The following is a 19,598-nucleotide window of genomic DNA, read 5'->3' as shown; positions in this document are numbered from 1 at the left end:
CACCTTAAGCCTTGCTTATGGAGATTCCATGTAAGAATACATTTGCTGCTTGGCGATATAAAGCCACAGCCTCTTCCGGCTTCATTCCGCGAGATAACTGACTGAGTCCGATAATGGTACTTTCCAGAATCAGCGCCAGATGATTTACATTATCTTCCTTAAACTCACCGTTCTCAATGCCCTGCTGAACCAGTTGTCTGTTGAACTGGATATGCCGCTCGAACATCAAGGCAATGCGCTCCTCGATATCGTTCTCTTTCTTTTCCCCCGTGAAAAACTCATCGGATGCCTTCGTCAGCGGGTGATTCATGTCATCCAGAACAAGCTGCTCCATCAGTCCATGGATTTTCTCCGTAGATGTCTTGTAGAGATGTTCCTTGGAAGCCCAGTTCTCTTCCCACTCCCGATCCCATTCATCAATCAGATAGAGAAAGAGGCCTTCTTTGCTTTTAAAATGATAATAAATATTTCCTTTGCTACTGCCAGTCGCAGCCACAATATCTTCAATGGATGTCGCTTTATAGCCTTTTTGTACAAAAAGAGCTCTTGAGGCATCCGCAAGTTTTTTCTTGGTCTGCTCGGTTTGAAGTTGCTTTTTGTTCATCCCATCACTCTCTCTCTTACATACTGAACATTCGTTCTGTATTTTAACAGATCGCTGGAAATTTAGCAATACAAAAGGAGAATGGCCCAGGTGCCAATTCTCCTTCGATTGAATTATTTAATCTTTTTTCCCTGACCATGCAATATTTTCAACTGACCATTCTCGTAACCGAGCTGATACGTTACCTTGTACTTCGAGGTCACATATTCGCCGTCCCTGCGTTCATCCGCCGTAATGGTAGCCGTAACTTCCATCTCATCATTCCCATTATTGGAGGAAGAAATTCCGCTAATCGTTACATAGCTTGTATTCAGGTATCCTTCGCGGAACTTGGCATAACTCGTACCGCTCTGCCATTCACTGCCCAGCAGTGCATAAGCGGTAACGTAATCACTCTCGTTCAGACTCAGATAGAAGCTGGTCACCAATCCCTCTGCTTCGGCAGAGGTTCCTGATGCTGCATTGTTACCTCCACTATTCGTCTGTACCACCGTTGTCGTGTTAGGCTTCTCGGACCAGGCCTGTACCTGTTTCAGTACACTGGTGATCGGAATGCTGAAACCAATGCCGCCCTCCTGCTCCACAACAGCCGAATTAATGCCGAGTACTTCACCTGTCTCTGCGTGGATCAACGGTCCCCCGCTGTTACCATGCGTAATGGGAGCCGAGATCTGATACAGGTTACTATAAATGTAAGGTGGAATTTCGAAGCTCCGGCCCACACCGCTAATAATACCTGTGGTCACCGTATTTTCAAGCCCCAGGGGACTTCCCAATGCCAATACCTCGTCTCCGGTCTCGGCTTTGGATTTGGCAATGGTTAGCGGTGTAAGCTTTTGTAAACCCGGCACTCGGACAACAGCCACATCCGTCTCTTCCCCAATTCCAATCACCGTTCCTTGATATTCCTCATGGTTAAGTGTGCGGACCGTTACCTCTTTGGAGCCTTCCACCACATGCGCGTTGGTTATTACATCGCCTTTGTCGTTGTAGAGAAAGCCGGAGCCCAGTCCGATGCCGCTCTCAATCGTGACTACCTTCTTCTGGCTATCTTCAATGATCTGTTTGCGTGTCTTCTTCACCTTGGAATCGGAAGCTGTCTTCGCTGCCTTTGTTTCTGCTTCCTGCGCTGCGACGACAGCCAGTCTGGGCCCACCCTGCAGCTGCTTCTCCGAGTGCTGATGTATCCAGAACACGCCTCCTGCTCCGGCACCAATAATGATGGCACAGGATATGATCGTACTCCATGTTCGTTTGGCCATTCCAACCTGTCCTCCTATTCCAGATACCACGTTGCATTCACAACAGAGACTTGCGCTTCCTCGTACACACCATAATAGTAGGTTTCGAAGAAACCTTCTTCGCCGACTTCCAGCCAGCTTGGATACACATCGACATAAGTCTGACCCAGATAGGTGCCATCCGTTCCATAGATATCAACCATAATCGTAACGGACGAGATCGGTCTTGTCGCATTGTTTATGATTGAACCGCTAATGTACAGGTCTCCATAGTTATCCAGTGTCGCATTCACGTTTACGACGCTTACGGCAGCTGTCCGATTTTTCAAATCTTCTTCGGCAGCCTGCTGCTCAGCCAACTGAATCCGTTCCGCTTCCGCTTTCTCAAAGGCCCTTTTCTCACTCAGCACCCGCTCACGGTATGCGGTAAGTTTGTCATCCTCCGGTGCATAGGACAGTCCTTGATCCACGGTCTGCAGGGCAGCGGTAAAATCCTTTTTCTTCACTTGCTGTTCAGCTTGCTTATAACTAATCCCCGCCAGCTTGTCGATAATTTGTTTCTGCACGGCCTGGGCTTCATTGCCTTTCAGCTTCGACACCGTATCCAGCTTCTCCGCAAGAGCCTCTACAGTGGTCAAACCATCGATTTCCTTCTTCACCTTCAATACGGAAAGTGTGACCTTTCTGTTGTTCAATGCTGCTCTTACCTTGCCGAAAACGGGTTCCTCCCGCTCTTTCAGTTCCTTTGTTACAGCCTGAATGGTTTTATCCCCTGCGGACAGTTTGCCCGTCTTCAAACTCACCGCTGCTTCATCTAACTGATTCATCAGATTCGAGGCTTTCGCCGTAATCTGGCGATCCTGAATCAGCGCATTGTAGTTCGGACGTTTGGCGATGGCTGTGTCCAGCAGCTGCAGAGCTTCTGCATATTCCCCATCCAGCGCAGCTTTTTCCGCTTGTTGATGCAGTGATTGTACCTCTGCATTCACACCGCTTTCCTGGTTGTAATAATACGTCAGCAGGGCTCCCATTAACGCTGCCAACAGCAATGGGATGATCCAGCTGAATGCTCGCCCCGGACCTTTAGGGCTCTGCTGGGGTGCAGGCTGCTGTTGTCTCGATAACGAATGATCGGTGTTTCCAGTTCCGGTCTCCAGACCTACTGCGGTTTCGGCCCAAATCTGTTCCTCTGTAGAGCTTGGATCTAATAATTTTGTTCTACACTTTCTGCACGTGCTATCCCCCGGACTGCTTTTGGTCCCACATACGTGACAATACACCCTGATCCCTCCATCAAAAAGAACGTATGTATGTTTGCTGTTTTTACATGAATCGACACTTATCATATAGCAAAAAGGTAAAATACACCATATGTTATTCCAATGTAAATGGTGCCTTGCCATGGACATAAAAAAAGAGATACCGCCTCACGGTATCCCTTTGCAATTCACCCCTGTTGTCCTGCACGTACCCGAATGTTGCCCAGTTCATTCGCATTGATGGCAAATGCATTTCCGCCCTGTCCAACAGAAGCTTTGGCAGACTGACGAGCCTGGAATTTTAAACGGCTTTTGTCCACCTCTACCCGGTTAACCTGTTTCGCATGCTTCTGTCTCTTTCTTGTGCTCATCGTACCATCCCCCTATGATGATATATCCCGTAAAGTTACGCTGCTCCAGATCTGCTCATCAATACCCCCGAGCGACCCGTTTATCTTTTGCTCGAAGAACGCCGGCCCTTCTGCTTCTTGATCTGTATATTTACGGCGTTACTTGCAAGCACATTGCCTGTCTCGGCATACCCTTTGGCGGTTTGGTGGATCTGAATGACAATATACTGCCTTTTCCCCACACGGTAACGATAACTTTTCACGTTTGAACGAGTCATGGCCATCTCCCTGTCAATCGTTTTTCAAACCTGCGTTATCGTATTCATATCCATATCAATCTGGATGTGTGAATGTGTAGTTTTATAGAAATAGACAAAAAACCTCCCTACTATATCGTAGGAAGGCGTGATCTATCGAGGTATGCTCTACTCTAGTCTTGTGTGGGAAATGCGCTAAGATCCATATAGGTAACTTCCCAGAGGTGATCATCCGGATCCTGAAAACTCCATCCGTACATGAAGCCATGATCCTGCGGATCGTTATACGGCTTGCCGCCAGCATCCAGAGCAGCTTGGACGATGGTATCCACCTCTTCGCGGCTATCTACCGATAAGGCTACAATGACTTCTGCCGTACTCGCCGCATTCGAGATGTCTTTCGAAATAAAGGATTGGAACCGTTCCTCCACCAGCAGCATGGCATAAATGTTGTCCCCAATGATCATGCAGGTAGCAGATTCATCTGTAAAATTCGCATCAAACTCAAATCCTACGTTGGTAAAAAACTCAACCGATTTCTTCAAATCCTTGACAGGTAAATTGACAAAAATCTGCTTGGCGCGAACAGCCACCATCGACCACCTCAATCCAATAGAGTAGATTCTACCACAAAATAACATTTCGGATAGTGCCTGTCAACGCCAAGGTTTTACAGAGTCGATTCCAGTTTTTCCAGGAAAGGCTTGAGCTTATCCACCACATAGTGACTGCCGCCCCGGCCATTCACGCCTTCGATAACCGCCGAGATCAGGAAGCTGGGGGATTGCGTGTCAAACACGACAACGAATCCGTTCTCCAGGCCATTTTCGCCCTTCTTCGCCTTCAGCTCAGCCGTTCCGGTCTTGGCCGCAAGCTCTCCTGAAAGCGAGTTTAATGAATGAGCCGTTCCTCCCGAACGAGACACCACCTGAACCAAAGCATCCTTGACCGTGTTCGCTGCCTCAGGGGTAATTATCACCTCGGGTTCGGAGGTTTCTTTTCCTTGAATCAGAACAGGCTTCACCATTTTTCCTTCATTAATAAAAGGAGTGAAGGACGACGCCAGATGAATCGGCGACATCAGCATTTCGCCCTGTCCATAGGACGTGTCGGCAAGCAATACTTCGGAAGCCAAATCCAGGTTCGCTTTATTCGCATACTGGCTCGGCTTTAAGTACAACTCATCCAGACCGAAGTTATCTCCAAAACCAAACTTCTGGATTCCTTCAATAAACCGTTTGCTGCCCATCTCCAGCGCCTCTTGGGCAAAGTAAATATTATCCGAATAGACCAGTGCATCAACCATATTTACCGGAGTTAAACTTTTCACCCGCTTGACATAATATCCGCCCCAACTCTCATCCTTACGCCATTGCAGACCGGAGATCTCATGGGTTTTATCCGCCGTTGTGACCTTTTCCATTAATCCCGCTGCTGCTGTAATCGCTTTGAAGGTTGAACCTGGTGCATACCGATTGGTGAATCGATTGATAAAAGGAAGCCGTTCATCTGCTGAATACGCGTCCCACTCCGCCTGAGTGAGTCCGGTAACCATTTTGTTCGGATTGTAGGCGGGTGCACTGGCCAGGGCGAGCAGGTGCCCATCGGCCGGATTCATAAGCACGGCCGCTCCGGCATCTCCGTCACTCGATAACGCCTTATACAGCTCCGACTGTGTTTCCGCGCTGATGGTCAACTGCACCTTTTGTCCGTTTACCGCGTCCTTGCGAATAAGCTCCGAGAGGACTTTGCCGGCTTCGTCCGTGATTTCGATTACGCCCCCGCGCTCGCCGCGGAGCTGCTTCTCCATGGACTGCTCCAGTCCGGCTCTTCCGATCCAATCCTCGGCATGGTAATATCCTTCTGTATCCTTCTCCAGATCTTCCTGAGTGACCTTACGCACATAACCAATTAGATGCGCAGCCGATGCACCAAGCGGATAATAGCGGATTTCCTTGGACTGCAGCTTCACCCCACTTAATTGTTCAGGAATATTGTAATCCTCAGTTGAACCGATGGGGACAAAATACTCCGGCTTCACCCACTTTTGGGACAGGGCGTTGTTAATCACATCCTCGGACACCTTGTAATGCTTGGCGATCTGGGCAATCATCGCATCCGGGTTGTCACCCAGCTTCTCCGGCACGATGCCCCACTCGTTCACCGTTCCCTTGGTAGCCAGAGGCAAACCGTCCCGGTCCACGATATCACCGCGTTCCGGCAAGAGTGTCCTCACCCTGACTTTGCTTCCTTTAATCATATCATTCAGGATCATGGAAGGCTGCCAGTTGATCCGCCATACTTTCGTGCCGTCCTCGGTTTCCTGCCGGACAAGCTTGAGTGTCTGTGTCTCGTTCACTTCCCCAAGGAAGGTTGTTAACTGCAAGTGATAATCCACTTCATAGGCATCCGGATTCTGATCCGATTTGCCCGTGTTCTGCTCCCCTTTGTCCTGATTCTCTGATGCACCGCCACTTTCCGCTGTGTCCGTTACCTTGGGCTTCACTTCCGCCTTAACGGCTGAGACCTCCATTCCCGAATAGATGGCATTGTACTTCTCTACAAACTGTTCCCGGTTCATCCCGGACTCATCCAGCGATGCTGGCGTCATTAATGTATATAGCTGATCAAATTCCTGCTTCTGCAGATGCTGTATGTATTGGTCTACGGTTGCCTCCGGTTTCGCTTCCTCTGCCTTGCTGCTTTGCATATATAAATACGCTCCTATTCCGCCAGCAAACAGAAGGGGGAGCAAGCCATATATGATTTTTCGTTTTGATTTTTTCATAGTCAGATCACCTCTACTATATACTATAGATTTCCAGAGCCCCTGAAACAATGGAACAAATCTGACGAATTTATCATTAAAAATAGCCGAATGCTCACATAATATGTTTAAATAAGGAGAGTGAAACTACAGGCAAAGGAGCCCGATGATGGAAATCAGCTATTTTTTACTCCCCAAAGACGAAGTGGCTTATATCAAGTCCTCCGCTTCCATGAAGGAAGCACTCGAACAGCTTGAAGCACAGCATTATACCGCCATTCCCGTGATTGATCAGGACGGAAAATATGTTGCGACCCTGTCCGAAGGCGATTTGTTATGGAAAATGCGGAGCACCCCCGGACTGACATTTGATAACATGGATCAGGTTCAGGTGCATGAGATCAGCAACCGGGTATATAATGAATGCGTCTTCATCAAAGCAGAAATGGAGGATATGCTAACGCTGGCAGCGGACCAGAATTTCGTGCCTGTCGTGGACGTGGACCGCGTCTTTCTTGGCATTATCCGGCGCAAGGATATTATTGAATATTACACGCGCAATATTTCTGATTAAAGTAATGAATGAATGCCACCTGCAGTTTTCCCTGCAGACAGATGTAAAAAAGGCGAGCGCCCCTGCTCGCTTTTTTTGTTGCTCCAAACCTTCCTATTTCTTCCTCATCATCTCTTCTGTCACTTCGTTCTCAAGCTATTTTAGTATCCGAATACAACAAACATATTGCGCATTATTCGACAAAAAACTACAATAATTATCACCATACGACATATTCAAGGAGATAAATCGCGTTATTTTAACATTACACTGCGAGGGTCCTAGTGTTTTTTTCAGAATTTGTTCAGAATGCTTTAGTACAATAAGCACGTCCTTTTCAGTGCAGCTCCATTTCAGAAACATCAGAGAGAGGTATTCCATTGAATTATTTAAGTACACGCAACAAGATTCTGGTCACAGCTACGGTGATCATGTCTTGTATTTACGTCATTTGGCGTACGTTCTTCACCATTCCTTTCGGCCATGGCCCTCTCGCCGTGACCGCTGGTCTTGCCCTCCTTATTGTCGAACTCATCGGCATGTTCGAACTGGCCGTCCACTTTTACAATATGACCCGGCTTGAATACCCTGAGCTTCCCGTAGTAGATGAGGCGTTATATCCGGATGTGGATGTCTTTATTGCGACCTACAATGAACCCACTTCCCTTCTCTTCAAAACGATTAACGGCTGTCTCAATATGGATTATCCGGACCGTTCCAAAGTACATATCCATCTGTGTGACGATTCCAATCGTCCCGAGATGCGGGAACTTGCCGCCCATCTGGGCATCAACTACCTGACCCGGACCGAGCACAAACACGCCAAGGCTGGTAATCTCAACAACGCCATGAAACATACTTCTTCCCCCCTGATCGTCACCTTTGATGCCGACATGATTCCGAAGCATGATTTTCTGACGTCCTGTGTGCCGTATTTTCTGACAGGAGAAAAGATCGGTTTCGTGCAGACACCGCAAAGCTTCTACAATCCCGATCAATTCCAGTACAATCTGTACTCCGAGAACCGGATTCCGAATGAGCAGGATTATTTCTACCGTGACGTGCAGGTCGGACGCAACAAATCCAATTCCGTAATCTACGGCGGAACCAATACGGTGCTCTCCAGACAGGCATTGGAAGACGTAGGCGGCTTCTATACTGGTTCCATTACGGAGGATTTTGCAACAGGCATCGAGATGCAGAGCAAAGGGTACCGCTGCTTCGCAACCAATAAGGTACTGGCATCCGGGCTTGCCCCGGGCGATCTAAAGAGCCTGATCAAGCAGCGTCAGCGCTGGGCACGCGGTTGTATCCAGACAGGCAAGAAGATGAATCTGCTGTTCAAGAAAGGTTTGAGTTTTGCCCGAAAATTAAATTATATCTCTTCCATAACCTACTGGTATTCCGGGCTGAAGAGATTGCTGTATATCATGTCGCCGATTCTGTTTGCCGTCTTCGGCATTCTTGTTGTGAAGTGCACAATACTTGAAATTTTAATATTTTGGCTGCCGATGTATCTCCTGACCAATACCTGTCTGCGCATGCTGTCGGGCAATATTCGAACAACCAAATGGACCAATGTCTATGAAACCATCCTGTTCCCGTCCCTGCTGCCTGCTGTCATTCTGGAGACGCTTGGCATTACGATGAACAAATTCGTCGTTACCCGCAAGGACGGTGCGCAAAATGATGATCGTAACTATCAGATTAAACAAATGATTCCCCATCTGATTCTGGCTGTCCTATCCATCATCGGTATCGTGAACTGCATTCACTGGACGTTCAGTCAGGGCACCATCGGTTTCCTGGTCGTGCTGTACTGGCTGCTGATCAACTTCTATAACATCATGATGTCCATCTTCTTCCTGGCCGGACGTAAAGTGTTCCGAAACCATGAGCGGTCACTCGCTTCTGTGGACTGCACGATTACAACCGAAGGCGAGACGATCTCCTGCTTGACTCATGATCTGTCGGAAGGTGGAATATCCGTGATGCTCGAAACACCGAAATATATCCCGAGTGATATGGAGGTCGGCATCAAGCTGGTTAACGATCGATATGCAAGTGAATTTACAGGCAAGGTCGCTCACGTTGCATCCATCGGCGATCGCTGGAAATATGCTTTTATCGTCAAGGAAATTACAGAAGAGCAGCAGCGACAGCTCCTGCACATGATCTATGACCGCGAGCCTACGCTCCCTCAGAAGCTGGACAAGGACATCAGTACGTTCGAGGACATTCGCCTGAACTTTGTGCGCCGGGGGCAGAGTGAGTTTATGTCCAACCGGAAGCTGGCACGTATTACAGTTAACCGTACAGTGGACACGCCAACGCATGGAGCTGTTACCCTGCTTGATTTCAACTATGAATATGTTCTGCTGGAGACATCACGCCAAGAATTGAGCTATGAGATCGATCTGCCCATGGGCGACGACCTGACTCTGGAGTGTGTATGGGTACAATCCTTGCGGAACAAACGCGGTAACCTGTACCGGGTAACCAACATCCAGGACATCGCCCGTAATCATCAGATGCATACCCTTGAGGCTTTGTTTACGCAGTGTAATAGGGAGCAACGGCAAACAGGTCGGCCAAATGTCATATCCAAAGACAAAAACGTCTCGAATGATGAGCTCAACGAGATGGCTTATTTATAGAGCGGAGGCAAGGTACACATGATCAAGAAGTGGAAACAACTTATACTTGCCGCCAGTTTCGCAATATTATGGAGCCTGCTTCCCGTCCAGGCTGTTCAAGCAGAACAGCTTAAGCTGAGCGGAAGTACGCTCCGTGAATGGAATAACGGCACCCAAGTAGATACCCATATGGATAAGAACGGCAGTATACAGATTCAAACCTCTACCGAGGGACTCAAAAAAGGCTATTATTCCGCTTACATCTATGAACTGCGGAACAGGGACTGGTCAAGCTACGGTGCGTTGACCTTCTCCATTCGTAATGAATCGGAGCAGACATTACCCTTCAATGTCGTTATCACCCGGGCAGATCAAAGCTCCCTTACCGTAGCGGATAACCGAAATGTCATCGTCGTTCCGAAGGCAACCAAGGAAGCCACGTTGGTTCACCCTACAGCAGGTCTGATTAAACTGAAGCCTGGCTTTGTCGGACAGATTCGCATCCCTTTCTCCAGTCTGATGGTTCAGGACAAGGCCAAGACGGCAGGCCTGGTCAAGCTGGGCAAAATCACCGGCTGGGGCATTACAACGACCACCACCGAGAATGCCAAGCTAAACTTACGGGTCGGAAACATCAAGCCAGTATCCCGGAAGCAATCCGCTGCTGAGAATGAGCTAACCACACTGCAGATCACGGGAGAAGAACGAATGGTGAAGCCGGAGGCTGGTGAATCGATTGCACAATATGAAGTTCACTCTTCTTCCAGCAAAGGAATTTCAAAGACATCCTTTCAACTGGACAGTCCTGTGCAAGGGGCATCCATTACACCGGATGGCCTGCTTACACTCCAGACTGCCGTTCAACCTAAAAGTCTCACCATACGCGCACTCGTGAACGGAAAATGGAACCTTACCTATACCGTTATGATGGACCAATCGACAGCCATGAATGTACAGGAGAAGGATGGGACGAAGCGCGCCATTCCGTCTCCTGATCAGGTAACAAAGGTGGTAAACCCCACCGATCCACTGATGGAACCGTGGATGGAATGGCTCATCCGCATCATCCTGTCGGCAGCCGGCATCCTCACGCTTGCTGCCTACGGATTCTGGCGTAAAGGCAAAAACACAGCTCGCGCCCAAAAAAGGCGTTCCCGCCGCGAGCAGCGCCGGGCAAGGCGTCCATTCAGCATGTAGCTGAACGAAGACAGACTATGCCATATCCCTGGATGCGGCATAGTCTGTCTCTACTTTGCGTGAATGCACGCTGTATTCTTATATGATCCTCAAGGAGGAAAGGCAGTGCTCTTTTCCAGTGTCGTTTTTTTATTTTATTTTCTGCCGCTTGTACTGGGGCTCTATTACGTACTGAGATTCTCGGTCACGCTCAAAAATATGCTGCTGCTTGTCGCGAGTTTATTCTTCTATGCTTGGGGTGAACCCTGGTTCGTCCTGATCATGCTCGCCTCCATCTGTTTCAACTATGTCTTCGCTCTGCTCGTGGACAAGTTCAGGGAAAGGCGCAATGCAGCCTATAGCATCATTACAATGATGCTGATCGTCAACCTCGGCATGCTGTTTGTGTTCAAATACCTGGCTTTTGCGCTGCGCATTGTGAACGAAAATACGAGCTTCGGACTCAGCATTCCAAACATTGCACTGCCGCTGGGTATCTCCTTCTTCACTTTCCACGGCATCTCTTACGTCATTGATGTCTATCGTGGACACGGCACTGTACAGAAAAATCTCTTTTACGTCGCATTGTACATCTCCTTCTTCCCTCAGCTTGTTGCCGGACCGATTCTGCGGTATAACACGATTGCGGATCAGATGGTAAACCGGAAAGAGAGCTGGGACAAGTTCGCGGTAGGCTGCTGCAGGTTCATTGTGGGCTTGGGTAAAAAGGTGCTGTTATCGAACAGCATGGCTATTGTCGCCGATCACATCTTCAGCATGGGAGGCACATCCGAAGTGTCCTCCAGTTTGGCGTGGCTTGGGGCGATTGCCTATACGCTGCAGATTTATTTCGACTTCTCCGGGTATTCCGACATGGCCATTGGCCTGGCATTGATGTTCGGCTTCAAGTTCGAGGAGAACTTCCGATATCCGTACATCTCCAGATCCATCACTGAATTCTGGCGCCGCTGGCATATCTCGCTCGGTACCTGGTTCAAGGAATATGTATACTTCCCGCTGGGCGGTTCCCGCGTTACCAATAAGGATAAAATGATACGCAATCTGCTGATTGTCTGGGGACTTACCGGCGTATGGCATGGTGCGGAGTGGACATTCGTCGTGTGGGGGTTAATTAACTTCGCATTCATCGCGCTGGAGAAAATCTTCAGCTTTGACAAAGGAACACGCTTCATCCCGCTGCGACATCTCTACGCCATGTTTATTGTCGTGATTGGCTGGGTTATCTTCCGGTCGCCGGATCTGCTGCAGGCAGGTCATTATCTGGGCAATATGTTTGGACTGTACGGCAATGGGTTCTGGAGCGATACAACAGGGATGTTCCTCAAGGAATATGCATTCTTCTTCATTTTGGGTATCCTGTTCTGCATGCCGATTGCCACTCGGATGAACAAACTCATGGTTGATGGCGCACGCTTCCGCAAACCGCTGGAGCTGGTCTATCCGCTGACGATTATTCTATTGTTCCTGGTCTGCGTATCGTATCTGGTCAAGGGTACATATAATCCATTTATCTATTTTAATTTCTGAGAGAAGGCACACAAGCATGCATAACTTTCTTGCCAAAAAGAGAATCACCGCTTTCCTCTTCATTCTTGTGCTGGTGACGCTCTCTGTTCTCAATATCATTCAGTCCTTCGGCCCGATCAAACAAACACTGGCCTCCGGAGACTACGATATCTCTGAAACCAAAGGACTGATCCACCAGCTGGATGCGGACATCAATGATCATGTCTTCGAGAAGTTTGGATTCGTGGAAGCCTACGGATACTTGCAATCACTGATGTGGAAAAAAGAGGAGAACAATTTCGAGGTTGTCAAAGACATGGAGGGCAAGCTGCACTATACCTATTTTGCCACCGGGCCAACGTACACGAAGAATCTGTCCGACCGGGTTGCTGCGCTTGAAGCGCATTTGGATCCACAAACGAAGCTGACCTATGTCATGACCCCGGACAAATACGTGCGTGGCTATACTACGTTCCCGGAAGGCATTCCGTACAACTATAACAATGAGACTGCAGACGGCTTCCTAGCCAATCTGAAACAGGACGGAATTGATACCCTTGATCTGCGGGAGGGTTTACTGGAGAGCGGCATTCCGCCGGAGGATCTGTTCTTTACAACCGACCACCACTGGAAAATCAGGACGGCGTTCTGGGCCTTCGGCCAGCTCGTGAATCATATGGACGGCATGTACACGAAGTCGCTGGACCCGGATCATTATTTCACAGACATTCATAACTACAATGTGATTCCATACGAAGACATCTTTATCGGATCGCAGGGCCGCAAGGCTGGTAAATACTTCGCAGGTGCAGATGACTTCGACCTGATCTATCCGAAGTTCAAGACAAACTATTCCTTCTACTTCAAGACAGGTGAGACCGAAGCTGCACTTAATGGACGCTTCGAGGATGCGCTGCTCACCACGTATCCGCTTAATGTGCAGGGAGCCACGTACGATCTGACTGCGGACAAGTATTTCACGTATCTGTACGGAAATCAGGGGATCGTTCATGTGGTGAACAAGGACAACCCGAAAGGGCTAAAAGTCATGTTCATCAAGGACTCGCTCGCCGTGCCGATGATCTCTTTCCTGTCCACGGTTGTGTCCGAAATCTACGTCATCGATCCGAGGTATTACACCGAGGACATTATGGATTTTGCCAGCAAGACGGAACTGGATCATGTCTTTGTATCGATCTCGCCACAGGATCTGGTGGAAGAATTCTTCCCTTACGGGGCGAACAATTAAGTCAGTGAACGATCATACGATCAGATAAAAACAGGGTAACCCACAGCCAATAATGATTTGGCAGACAGGTTACCCTTTTCTTTTTGTGATTCAGTAGAATCAGTTTTGTTCACGCTTTATCCTCTGTTCCTTGTAATAGTGCAGCACGTCAGGCGGGTAGCCTTGAAATGCACGTTCCTTGCCGTATTCATAGGCCTGATGCAAATAAGAATACGCCTCGTCATGCTGTTCCAGTCTCATGCAGACGGTCCCCAGCTCAATGAGCGGACCCGTATTAATATCCGATCCTCGCGTTTGCAGCGATAATTCCGCCCAGGGCTTCGCCAGCGCATACTGTCCCAAGTCCATATGTGCATTCGCATGACAGGATGCAATCCAGCTCGCTATTTCCCATTCGGTCTTCGGCTCAGGCAGCATCCCCCAGGCCTGATCATAATAGATCAGTGCCTGTTCATGCTGCTGCGTGTCGTCCAGCACATTGCCTGCTTCAACGGTTTCAATAATCTGTCTCTCCAGTTCGGGATGTTCCGATGTCAATTCCTTCATATCGCCTTCTCCTCCTTCAGTTCGAAGTACCACTCCAGAAATGTATTAAAATCAGGCCACTCGGGGCGGCTCTCCCCGTTCAAGAAAAGTTCAATCGACTCACCAAGCTCTACAAGCACCACTTCACCGGTTTGCCGATTATAGAAAAATCCTCCCTCCCCTTCAAAGCTATCCAGCGGTATGTAAGCTTCAGGCAATCCGAGGGTGAGCTGGGCCACCGTCATGTCTTCCAAATACACAGTATTCTCCATCACCCAGCAGATCTGATAGATCTCCTGATGTCTGCTATAGAAGGTCGGGCCATCATCTGCATGCAGATAAAACTGCGCAAAATCGGACTGAAGATCAATATTCAGCTTCTTCAGTGCTTCCTCATACTCATTCGGTACATCTTCATGCCACCACCCCTTGCCTTGGCAAAACTCAATAACTTTACTAGATAACATATTCATCCTCCTAATCAACTAATGGCGCAATTATGATTATGATCGATTCAGTGCAGAACGGTAGGGTGCATAAGTACTCATTACCCATTCATGAAATAATTGGTGAGCACTGCTGGCATCCGGCGCATGGAAGAGATAGGTTCCTTCCACCTCCCGGCGGCTCAATTTGGAATCAACCAGGTCTCTGTCGTCTTCTTCATTCAACACAATCCGGTACGTCCCATCCTCCTCACGGAAGCCGAGGGCGTGCACATTCGTTTCTTGTTTATAATATCCGAGCTGCAATATCGCTGGTTGTTCGTTCGCCACCAAGCCGGCGAAGGCCGGGTTCGGAAATTGCTCATCGAAATGGGATTCATCCAGGACAGTTCCCTGATAAAAACCGTTAACCACCTCGCCGAGAAGGCTCACGATGTGATGGGCATTAACGTAAGGGAAATGTTCAATTTCGTAGACATCGGAGTCCGAGTGATGCCACTGCAGGTACTCCATGATTTTGGAATAGGTGAAGCTGACGGCCCCCGCTGCTTCCCGATTCAGCGGTTGGTCCGCAGTGAGACGGGTCAGTTCCATAATACTATTCACATATCTCAAGAATAACAACTGATCAAAACGCGCTTCCTCATGAAGCATGTATAAAAAGGTATTCTCTTCCGCCCGCGCGTTGCGCATGAGCTCCTGGAGCGAATGTTCCATATGACTTATACCTCCGAAACGTTTATAACCAATGTATCAAAATTGAACAATGTTTGGAAATATCACATCCTGTTCCTTCATATAAAAGAAGCCCGCATGTCTGCGGACCCCAATTGAATATCTATTCATCTCACCTAGAAGGCTTCGATCAGGAAAACACCTCGCGGGTACGGAATGCACGATACATGCCAAATACAACGCCAATCGTAATAACAGCCATAATAATCATATATATAGTCAAATAGGACAGTTCCAATCCAAATACGGAGTAGCTCGCTGGTGCTTGAAATAACCTCGTTACCCGCATCATGGTACTGAATGAAAACTCCTCAATCCACTTGGCCCATCCCGGGTTGAAGTTGAGCACATCGAATGCCAGATAAGGCACACCTACAATCGCAACATTAATGACCATGGCAACAAACGACGTTGAACTGAGCGTAGAGACGCATAACACAACAAAAGCAAAGACCAGACTGCCTGCCAAGTGAGTGACCAGCTGGACTCCATAATACTGAACCGCCGATAGCCGATAAGGAGAGAAATCATAGTAAAAGCCCTGAAAATACATCCCCACACTCTGGAGAGGTGTATCTGCTCCAGCCAAATTTCCAAACCTTAACCAGTAGATCAACAGGTTGACTCCTGTAAACAATATGACGCATAGCACGACATAAAGCATGGAGGCCATCAATTTAGCCGATACAACTTGGCTTCTCCCCCGTTTGCTGCTGCGCAGTAATGCTGCGGTTCCTCGTGCATATTCCTCTGCAAATACAGGTGCCAGTCCGAGCAGAATGATGATCATCATGAAGAGCACTCCAAATTGATCAATGTATTCCAACAGATAGCCCCATGGCTTATTGTAATGAATCTCGGAGACGGTTACGGTTCGTTCTATGGCATTTCCGCTGTCATCATATCGGGTGTAGTTTTTGGTGGATTCCGGGGAGAACATTGATATTTCATAAAATACGCCATATCGAGTCTGGTTCTTTTCGTCACTGTAACCCTCGGCTAGCATCTGATCCCGTGCGGTCTGAACCTTCTCCTCCGTAATGGCTCCTTCATAGGGCTTATAGTATGATGTACCGTTCAACGGCCCGGGATGCCCGAAGCAGGCATATAATGCAAGAAGCACAAGCAGTCCGGCGAGTGCCAGATAAACGCTTTTACGCGTAATGATTTTAACAAATTCAAATTGGGTTAAACGAATCACGATGTCGCCTCCTCGTCAAAATAGTGCATGTATACGTCTTCGAGACGAGGAGTTTCCGGTACAGCTTGCGGTACAGGCTGCTCTTTGGCCAAGATTCTGGCTACGATGCCGTCCGACTGATAGGACAAGCCACTTACCTTAAAATGCGAGGTTAGCTCAGCAAGCTGCTGCTGCGTTAACGTTGCCTTCCACACACTACCCTGCATCCTGTTCATGATCTCCTCAGGTGTGTTCCGAGTGATCAGTTGACCATTATTCATCAGAATCATTTCCTTACACGAAAACTCCAGGTCAGAAATAATATGCGTCGATAACAGAACAATCCGGTCTCTTCCCAGCTCGCCGATAATGTTACGGAACCGAATACGCTCCTTGGGATCCAGGCCAGCCGTCGGTTCGTCGAGAACCAGAATGTGCGGATCATTCAGCAAGGCTTGAGCAATACCCAATCTCTGCCTCATGCCCCCAGAGAACGTACGGATTTTATGCTGGGCCTGCTGTTCCAGATCAACCATCCGTAATGTCTCCTGCACGCGATCAGCGGCCTGAGGTACACTCAGCCCTTTGAGCGAACACATGTACATGAGAAATCGATGAGCAGTGAAACGGTTATAAAATCCGAATCGCTGCGGCATATATCCCAGTAGACTTCGATAGCGATCTCCCATCCGCTCAATCGGTTGTCCATCCAGTAAAATCTGGCCGGATGTTGGCTTGGCGATATCGACAAGCATGCGAAGCAGCGTTGTTTTGCCCGCTCCATTCGGTCCGAGCAGACCGTAAACACCACCGCTGGACAGCTCCAGCGAGAATGATTTCACAGCCCACTTGTTCCTGTATTTCTTGGATACGTTATCCATGGTCAATATCAAAGGAATAACCTCTTTCTGTTTGTGATGTATATTTACGCGACATCTGGCGTATTTGGCTGATCAACAGCAGGATTCCGCATATGGCAAGCACGATAAGCACTGGCGTTTGAATCGAATGCACTAGACTGATGAATCGTGGATCGCTCAATATTAGCCAGATGAGTCCGAACCATCCGACCAAAAAAAGGCTAACGGCTGTACCACCCCGGACACGCATGGCCAGCCACAAACTAGCTCCTGCAGCAACCATCAGTTGGGCGTACCAGAGAGCAATGACACTCCATGAAATGGAACCACCAGTCCCCCCGGATATGGCTAGCATAAGCAGCAGTACAAACACCATATTTGCTGAGAGTACAACGATCAAGCGGGTTAGCATTAGCTGCTGCGATGTTATTTTGCAGGTGAGTTCCATTTCCATCAGTCCCTGATCCCGGCCTTTAAACACTTCCAGCAGCCCCAGAATAAAAGGAACAGGTACCATAACAATCCCGCTCATGTAGGGATCGATCTTGCTGTGCCCCCCTAACCAGAAGCCAATGATCAGGAGCAGCGCACATATTACCCAGTAGGATCTGTGAAAAATCGCAACCTCTCCTCGAACAACCTGGAGCAATTCTATAAACGCCCTCCCTGGTGAGGGTTGTAAATGTTCGTTCATTTGGTCCACCTGTCCAGGCATATATGCCTCCAGTGTCCGGATCGTCTGATCAATCTCCATCTCGGAAGGAAATTCAACCGCATATTGATCCAGATAAGGGGCAATCTCGTTGAATTCTTCCATCTCGAATTCAGTGGTGTGCTTCTTTTTATTTTGGTTTTCGGTACGTTTCATCCCGCTCACCTCCCACAATGATCTCCTTCAACTTCGCTATCCCCAAGCGTATACGTGATTTCACCGTCGATTCGTTGGTTCCCGTCAGCTCGGCGACTTCCCTGATCTTCAGCCCGTTGTAATAATTCAAAATAACCGCGTCCCGCTGCTGCTCAGGCAAACGTAACACTGCCTGCCTAACTTGATCATTCTGAAGCCGTTTGTAGAAGATATTCCACACGTTCTGATGCTCACTGGCAGGGAGCGCCTCTTCGGTTAACTCGCTTTCCCTGTTTTGCTGTTTGAATTCGCGTCCGCGAAAATAATCCATGCAATGATTCACTGCAATTTTCAGCAGCCAGTGACTGAATTTTCCGTTATCACGGTAACTGCCGAGTGACTTCATCATTTTTACAAATACCTCTTGGGTCAGATCGTAAGCGGTATGATAGTCTCCCGTTTTCCGGTACACATAAGTAAATATCGAATGATAATGCCGCTTCACCAATACTTCCATTGCAGCCCGGCTGCCTTTGCGAATCTCATGAATCAACTCTTCATCATCCAACGCTCCCTCACCCCCTCAATTCAATTAACGATAACTTGCTCATAAAAGATCAAAAATGTTTAATTCATTTATTTGGAAATTAACAAGTTGGATGCACCAACTAAATGCAGCTACTTTTTTATTCAAATTGTCCTCAAGTTGAATTCCTTATTCTGTTGAAACTTTCTCTACTGCCTTTCGTCTAATTACTAATAAACAACAAAGGAGATGACTATGCGAATAACCTGCAGCCCTGCATACGCTGGGAAAATGATTGGTTCTATTAATCTTCAGCCATCGAAATTTATAAAAGGGATCTCAAGCACCAGCCAAATTACCGATCATGTTGATCCTGAACGCATTGCAATCCCCTACATAGAAGACCCTGACTTTGGATCGCATTTGGATGCTATGAAAATGATGAAAGGAACCTATAAGGAAGAATTTCACGTAAGCTACGATGTAGAATTCACAATTGATGTCGATAAAAAAGGGTACATCACGCAATTTGAACATACGTTTCCCTTGGAACGCTATATTGATCTTGTCGCAACACAATCCTATAAAGTCATTAAAACCAAATGGCGCGGGCAAGACTATCACGTGATGACTTACAGCTACATGGAGGAAGTATGTAACCCGACTAACGTCATTTTCAGATGTAACGCTGCGGAAGACGTATTCGTCGTTGCTGAACTTGCTCCCTACCGTATGGATGGTGTGGTCGTACAGCCCAACCATGTTTATCTTCACCTTCGTGCATTAATTTCAGCCAAAGAGGATCTCTATCCGATCGATTACATGTGTGAACCTGATTTTGACCTGAGCCTGGATTAGAT

20 protein-coding genes are annotated in these 19,598 nt (G+C 48.0%); 6 read left to right on the top strand and 14 right to left on the bottom strand.

Translation table 11 applies throughout. The annotated features are described in order from the left end of the window. Positions 1–4 precede the first annotated feature (4 nt). The 7 genes from CHH60_RS21145 to pbp4 form a co-directional block, all read right to left on the bottom strand. The gene (locus CHH60_RS21145; RefSeq protein WP_095361008.1) at positions 5–604 is read right to left on the bottom strand and encodes a TetR/AcrR family transcriptional regulator; all 600 of its coding nucleotides are present in this window, start codon (positions 602–604) and stop codon (positions 5–7) included. 113 nt (positions 605–717) lie between these two features. Further along, positions 718–1,866, bottom strand: coding sequence for a S1C family serine protease (locus CHH60_RS21140; protein ID WP_095361007.1), 1,149 nt, complete (start codon positions 1,864–1,866; stop codon positions 718–720). A 14-nt stretch (positions 1,867–1,880) separates the two neighbouring features. After that, positions 1,881–3,125, bottom strand: coding sequence for an FxLYD domain-containing protein (locus CHH60_RS21135; RefSeq protein WP_095361006.1), 1,245 nt, complete (start codon positions 3,123–3,125; stop codon positions 1,881–1,883). Between the two features lie 167 nt (positions 3,126–3,292). Further along, positions 3,293–3,475, bottom strand: a complete 183-nt coding sequence (locus tag CHH60_RS21130; protein ID WP_095361005.1) for a hypothetical protein — start codon at positions 3,473–3,475, stop codon at positions 3,293–3,295. An 80-nt stretch (positions 3,476–3,555) separates the two neighbouring features. Further along, a complete protein-coding gene (locus tag CHH60_RS29925) occupies positions 3,556–3,732 on the bottom strand; it encodes a hypothetical protein (protein WP_164764254.1) in 177 nt (58 codons plus the stop codon). Between the two features lie 152 nt (positions 3,733–3,884). Next, positions 3,885–4,304, bottom strand: coding sequence for a VOC family protein (locus tag CHH60_RS21125; RefSeq protein ID WP_095361023.1), 420 nt, complete (start codon positions 4,302–4,304; stop codon positions 3,885–3,887). A 77-nt stretch (positions 4,305–4,381) separates the two neighbouring features. After that, complete coding sequence (gene pbp4 / locus CHH60_RS21120; RefSeq protein ID WP_095361004.1) at positions 4,382–6,499, bottom strand: penicillin-binding protein PBP4(5); 2,118 nt, start codon at positions 6,497–6,499, stop codon at positions 4,382–4,384. Positions 6,500–6,647: 148 nt separating this feature from the next. On the opposite strand from pbp4, the gene CHH60_RS21115 reads away from it, so the two are divergent. From CHH60_RS21115 to CHH60_RS21095, 5 genes are all read left to right on the top strand, one after another. Beyond that, a complete protein-coding gene (locus tag CHH60_RS21115; protein WP_095288594.1) occupies positions 6,648–7,052 on the top strand; it encodes a CBS domain-containing protein in 405 nt (134 codons plus the stop codon). Between the two features lie 359 nt (positions 7,053–7,411). Beyond that, positions 7,412–9,688 (top strand): glycosyltransferase, encoded by a 2,277-nt coding sequence (locus CHH60_RS21110; protein ID WP_095361003.1) that lies wholly within the window; start codon positions 7,412–7,414, stop codon positions 9,686–9,688. A gap of 18 nt (positions 9,689–9,706) precedes the next feature. After that, positions 9,707–10,864 (top strand): hypothetical protein, encoded by a 1,158-nt coding sequence (locus tag CHH60_RS21105; RefSeq protein WP_095361002.1) that lies wholly within the window; start codon positions 9,707–9,709, stop codon positions 10,862–10,864. 105 nt (positions 10,865–10,969) lie between these two features. Continuing rightward, on the top strand, positions 10,970–12,391 hold the full coding sequence (locus CHH60_RS21100; protein WP_095361001.1) for an MBOAT family O-acyltransferase: 1,422 nt from the start codon (positions 10,970–10,972) through the stop codon (positions 12,389–12,391). A 16-nt stretch (positions 12,392–12,407) separates the two neighbouring features. Beyond that, the gene (locus CHH60_RS21095; protein ID WP_095361000.1) at positions 12,408–13,619 is read left to right on the top strand and encodes an alginate O-acetyltransferase AlgX-related protein; all 1,212 of its coding nucleotides are present in this window, start codon (positions 12,408–12,410) and stop codon (positions 13,617–13,619) included. 99 nt (positions 13,620–13,718) lie between these two features. On the opposite strand, the gene CHH60_RS21090 is transcribed toward CHH60_RS21095, so the two are convergent. The 7 genes from CHH60_RS21090 to CHH60_RS21060 all read right to left on the bottom strand — a co-directional run bounded on the left by CHH60_RS21090 (position 13,719) and on the right by CHH60_RS21060 (position 18,780). Further along, on the bottom strand, positions 13,719–14,165 hold the full coding sequence (locus tag CHH60_RS21090) for a hypothetical protein (protein ID WP_095360999.1): 447 nt from the start codon (positions 14,163–14,165) through the stop codon (positions 13,719–13,721). Beyond that, a complete protein-coding gene (locus tag CHH60_RS21085; protein ID WP_095360998.1) occupies positions 14,162–14,611 on the bottom strand; it encodes an SMI1/KNR4 family protein in 450 nt (149 codons plus the stop codon). The genes CHH60_RS21090 and CHH60_RS21085 overlap by 4 nt, the downstream gene beginning before the upstream one ends. A 36-nt stretch (positions 14,612–14,647) precedes the next feature. Continuing rightward, the gene (locus CHH60_RS21080; protein ID WP_095360997.1) at positions 14,648–15,307 is read right to left on the bottom strand and encodes an Imm41 family immunity protein; all 660 of its coding nucleotides are present in this window, start codon (positions 15,305–15,307) and stop codon (positions 14,648–14,650) included. Between the two features lie 148 nt (positions 15,308–15,455). Continuing rightward, entirely contained in the window at positions 15,456–16,526 is a 1,071-nt protein-coding gene (locus CHH60_RS21075) for an ABC transporter permease (RefSeq protein ID WP_176476154.1), read from the bottom strand. Next, complete coding sequence (locus CHH60_RS21070) at positions 16,523–17,386, bottom strand: ABC transporter ATP-binding protein (RefSeq protein ID WP_255248031.1); 864 nt, start codon at positions 17,384–17,386, stop codon at positions 16,523–16,525. Before CHH60_RS21070 ends, CHH60_RS21075 begins: the two co-directional genes overlap by 4 nt. Beyond that, the gene (locus CHH60_RS21065) at positions 17,379–18,233 is read right to left on the bottom strand and encodes a hypothetical protein (protein WP_095360994.1); all 855 of its coding nucleotides are present in this window, start codon (positions 18,231–18,233) and stop codon (positions 17,379–17,381) included. Before CHH60_RS21065 ends, CHH60_RS21070 begins: the two co-directional genes overlap by 8 nt. After that, on the bottom strand, positions 18,208–18,780 hold the full coding sequence (locus CHH60_RS21060; RefSeq protein WP_255248030.1) for an RNA polymerase sigma factor: 573 nt from the start codon (positions 18,778–18,780) through the stop codon (positions 18,208–18,210). Before CHH60_RS21060 ends, CHH60_RS21065 begins: the two co-directional genes overlap by 26 nt. Positions 18,781–19,170: 390 nt before the next feature. On the opposite strand from CHH60_RS21060, the gene CHH60_RS21055 reads away from it, so the two are divergent. Next, a complete protein-coding gene (locus CHH60_RS21055) occupies positions 19,171–19,596 on the top strand; it encodes a hypothetical protein (protein ID WP_176476153.1) in 426 nt (141 codons plus the stop codon). Positions 19,597–19,598: the final 2 nt, after the last annotated feature.

The organism is Paenibacillus sp. 7523-1, assembly GCF_002276415.1.
In the GTDB taxonomy this organism is placed as follows: Bacteria; Bacillota; Bacilli; order Paenibacillales; family Paenibacillaceae; genus Paenibacillus; species Paenibacillus illinoisensis_A.
The sequence above is the reverse complement of the archived record's forward strand: the minus strand, read 5'-3'. Positions and strand labels throughout refer to the sequence as shown.

Bases quoted from the DNA above. Each gene is read 5' to 3' on its own strand.
- CHH60_RS21145 (WP_095361008.1), bottom strand. From the start codon at position 604: ATGAACAAAAAGCAACTTCAAACCGAGCAGACCAAGAAAAAACTTGCG.
- CHH60_RS21140 (WP_095361007.1), bottom strand. From the start codon at position 1,866: ATGGCCAAACGAACATGGAGTACGATCATATCCTGTGCCATCATTATT.
- CHH60_RS21130 (WP_095361005.1), bottom strand. From the start codon at position 3,475: ATGAGCACAAGAAAGAGACAGAAGCATGCGAAACAGGTTAACCGGGTA.
- CHH60_RS29925 (WP_164764254.1), bottom strand. From the start codon at position 3,732: ATGACTCGTTCAAACGTGAAAAGTTATCGTTACCGTGTGGGGAAAAGG.
- pbp4 (WP_095361004.1), bottom strand. From the start codon at position 6,499: ATGAAAAAATCAAAACGAAAAATCATATATGGCTTGCTCCCCCTTCTG.
- CHH60_RS21115 (WP_095288594.1), top strand. From the start codon at position 6,648: ATGGAAATCAGCTATTTTTTACTCCCCAAAGACGAAGTGGCTTATATC.
- CHH60_RS21105 (WP_095361002.1), top strand. From the start codon at position 9,707: ATGATCAAGAAGTGGAAACAACTTATACTTGCCGCCAGTTTCGCAATA.
- CHH60_RS21095 (WP_095361000.1), top strand. From the start codon at position 12,408: ATGCATAACTTTCTTGCCAAAAAGAGAATCACCGCTTTCCTCTTCATT.
- CHH60_RS21090 (WP_095360999.1), bottom strand. From the start codon at position 14,165: ATGAAGGAATTGACATCGGAACATCCCGAACTGGAGAGACAGATTATT.
- CHH60_RS21085 (WP_095360998.1), bottom strand. From the start codon at position 14,611: ATGTTATCTAGTAAAGTTATTGAGTTTTGCCAAGGCAAGGGGTGGTGG.
- CHH60_RS21080 (WP_095360997.1), bottom strand. From the start codon at position 15,307: ATGGAACATTCGCTCCAGGAGCTCATGCGCAACGCGCGGGCGGAAGAG.
- CHH60_RS21070 (WP_255248031.1), bottom strand. From the start codon at position 17,386: ATGGATAACGTATCCAAGAAATACAGGAACAAGTGGGCTGTGAAATCA.
- CHH60_RS21065 (WP_095360994.1), bottom strand. From the start codon at position 18,233: ATGAAACGTACCGAAAACCAAAATAAAAAGAAGCACACCACTGAATTC.
- CHH60_RS21055 (WP_176476153.1), top strand. From the start codon at position 19,171: ATGAAAATGATGAAAGGAACCTATAAGGAAGAATTTCACGTAAGCTAC.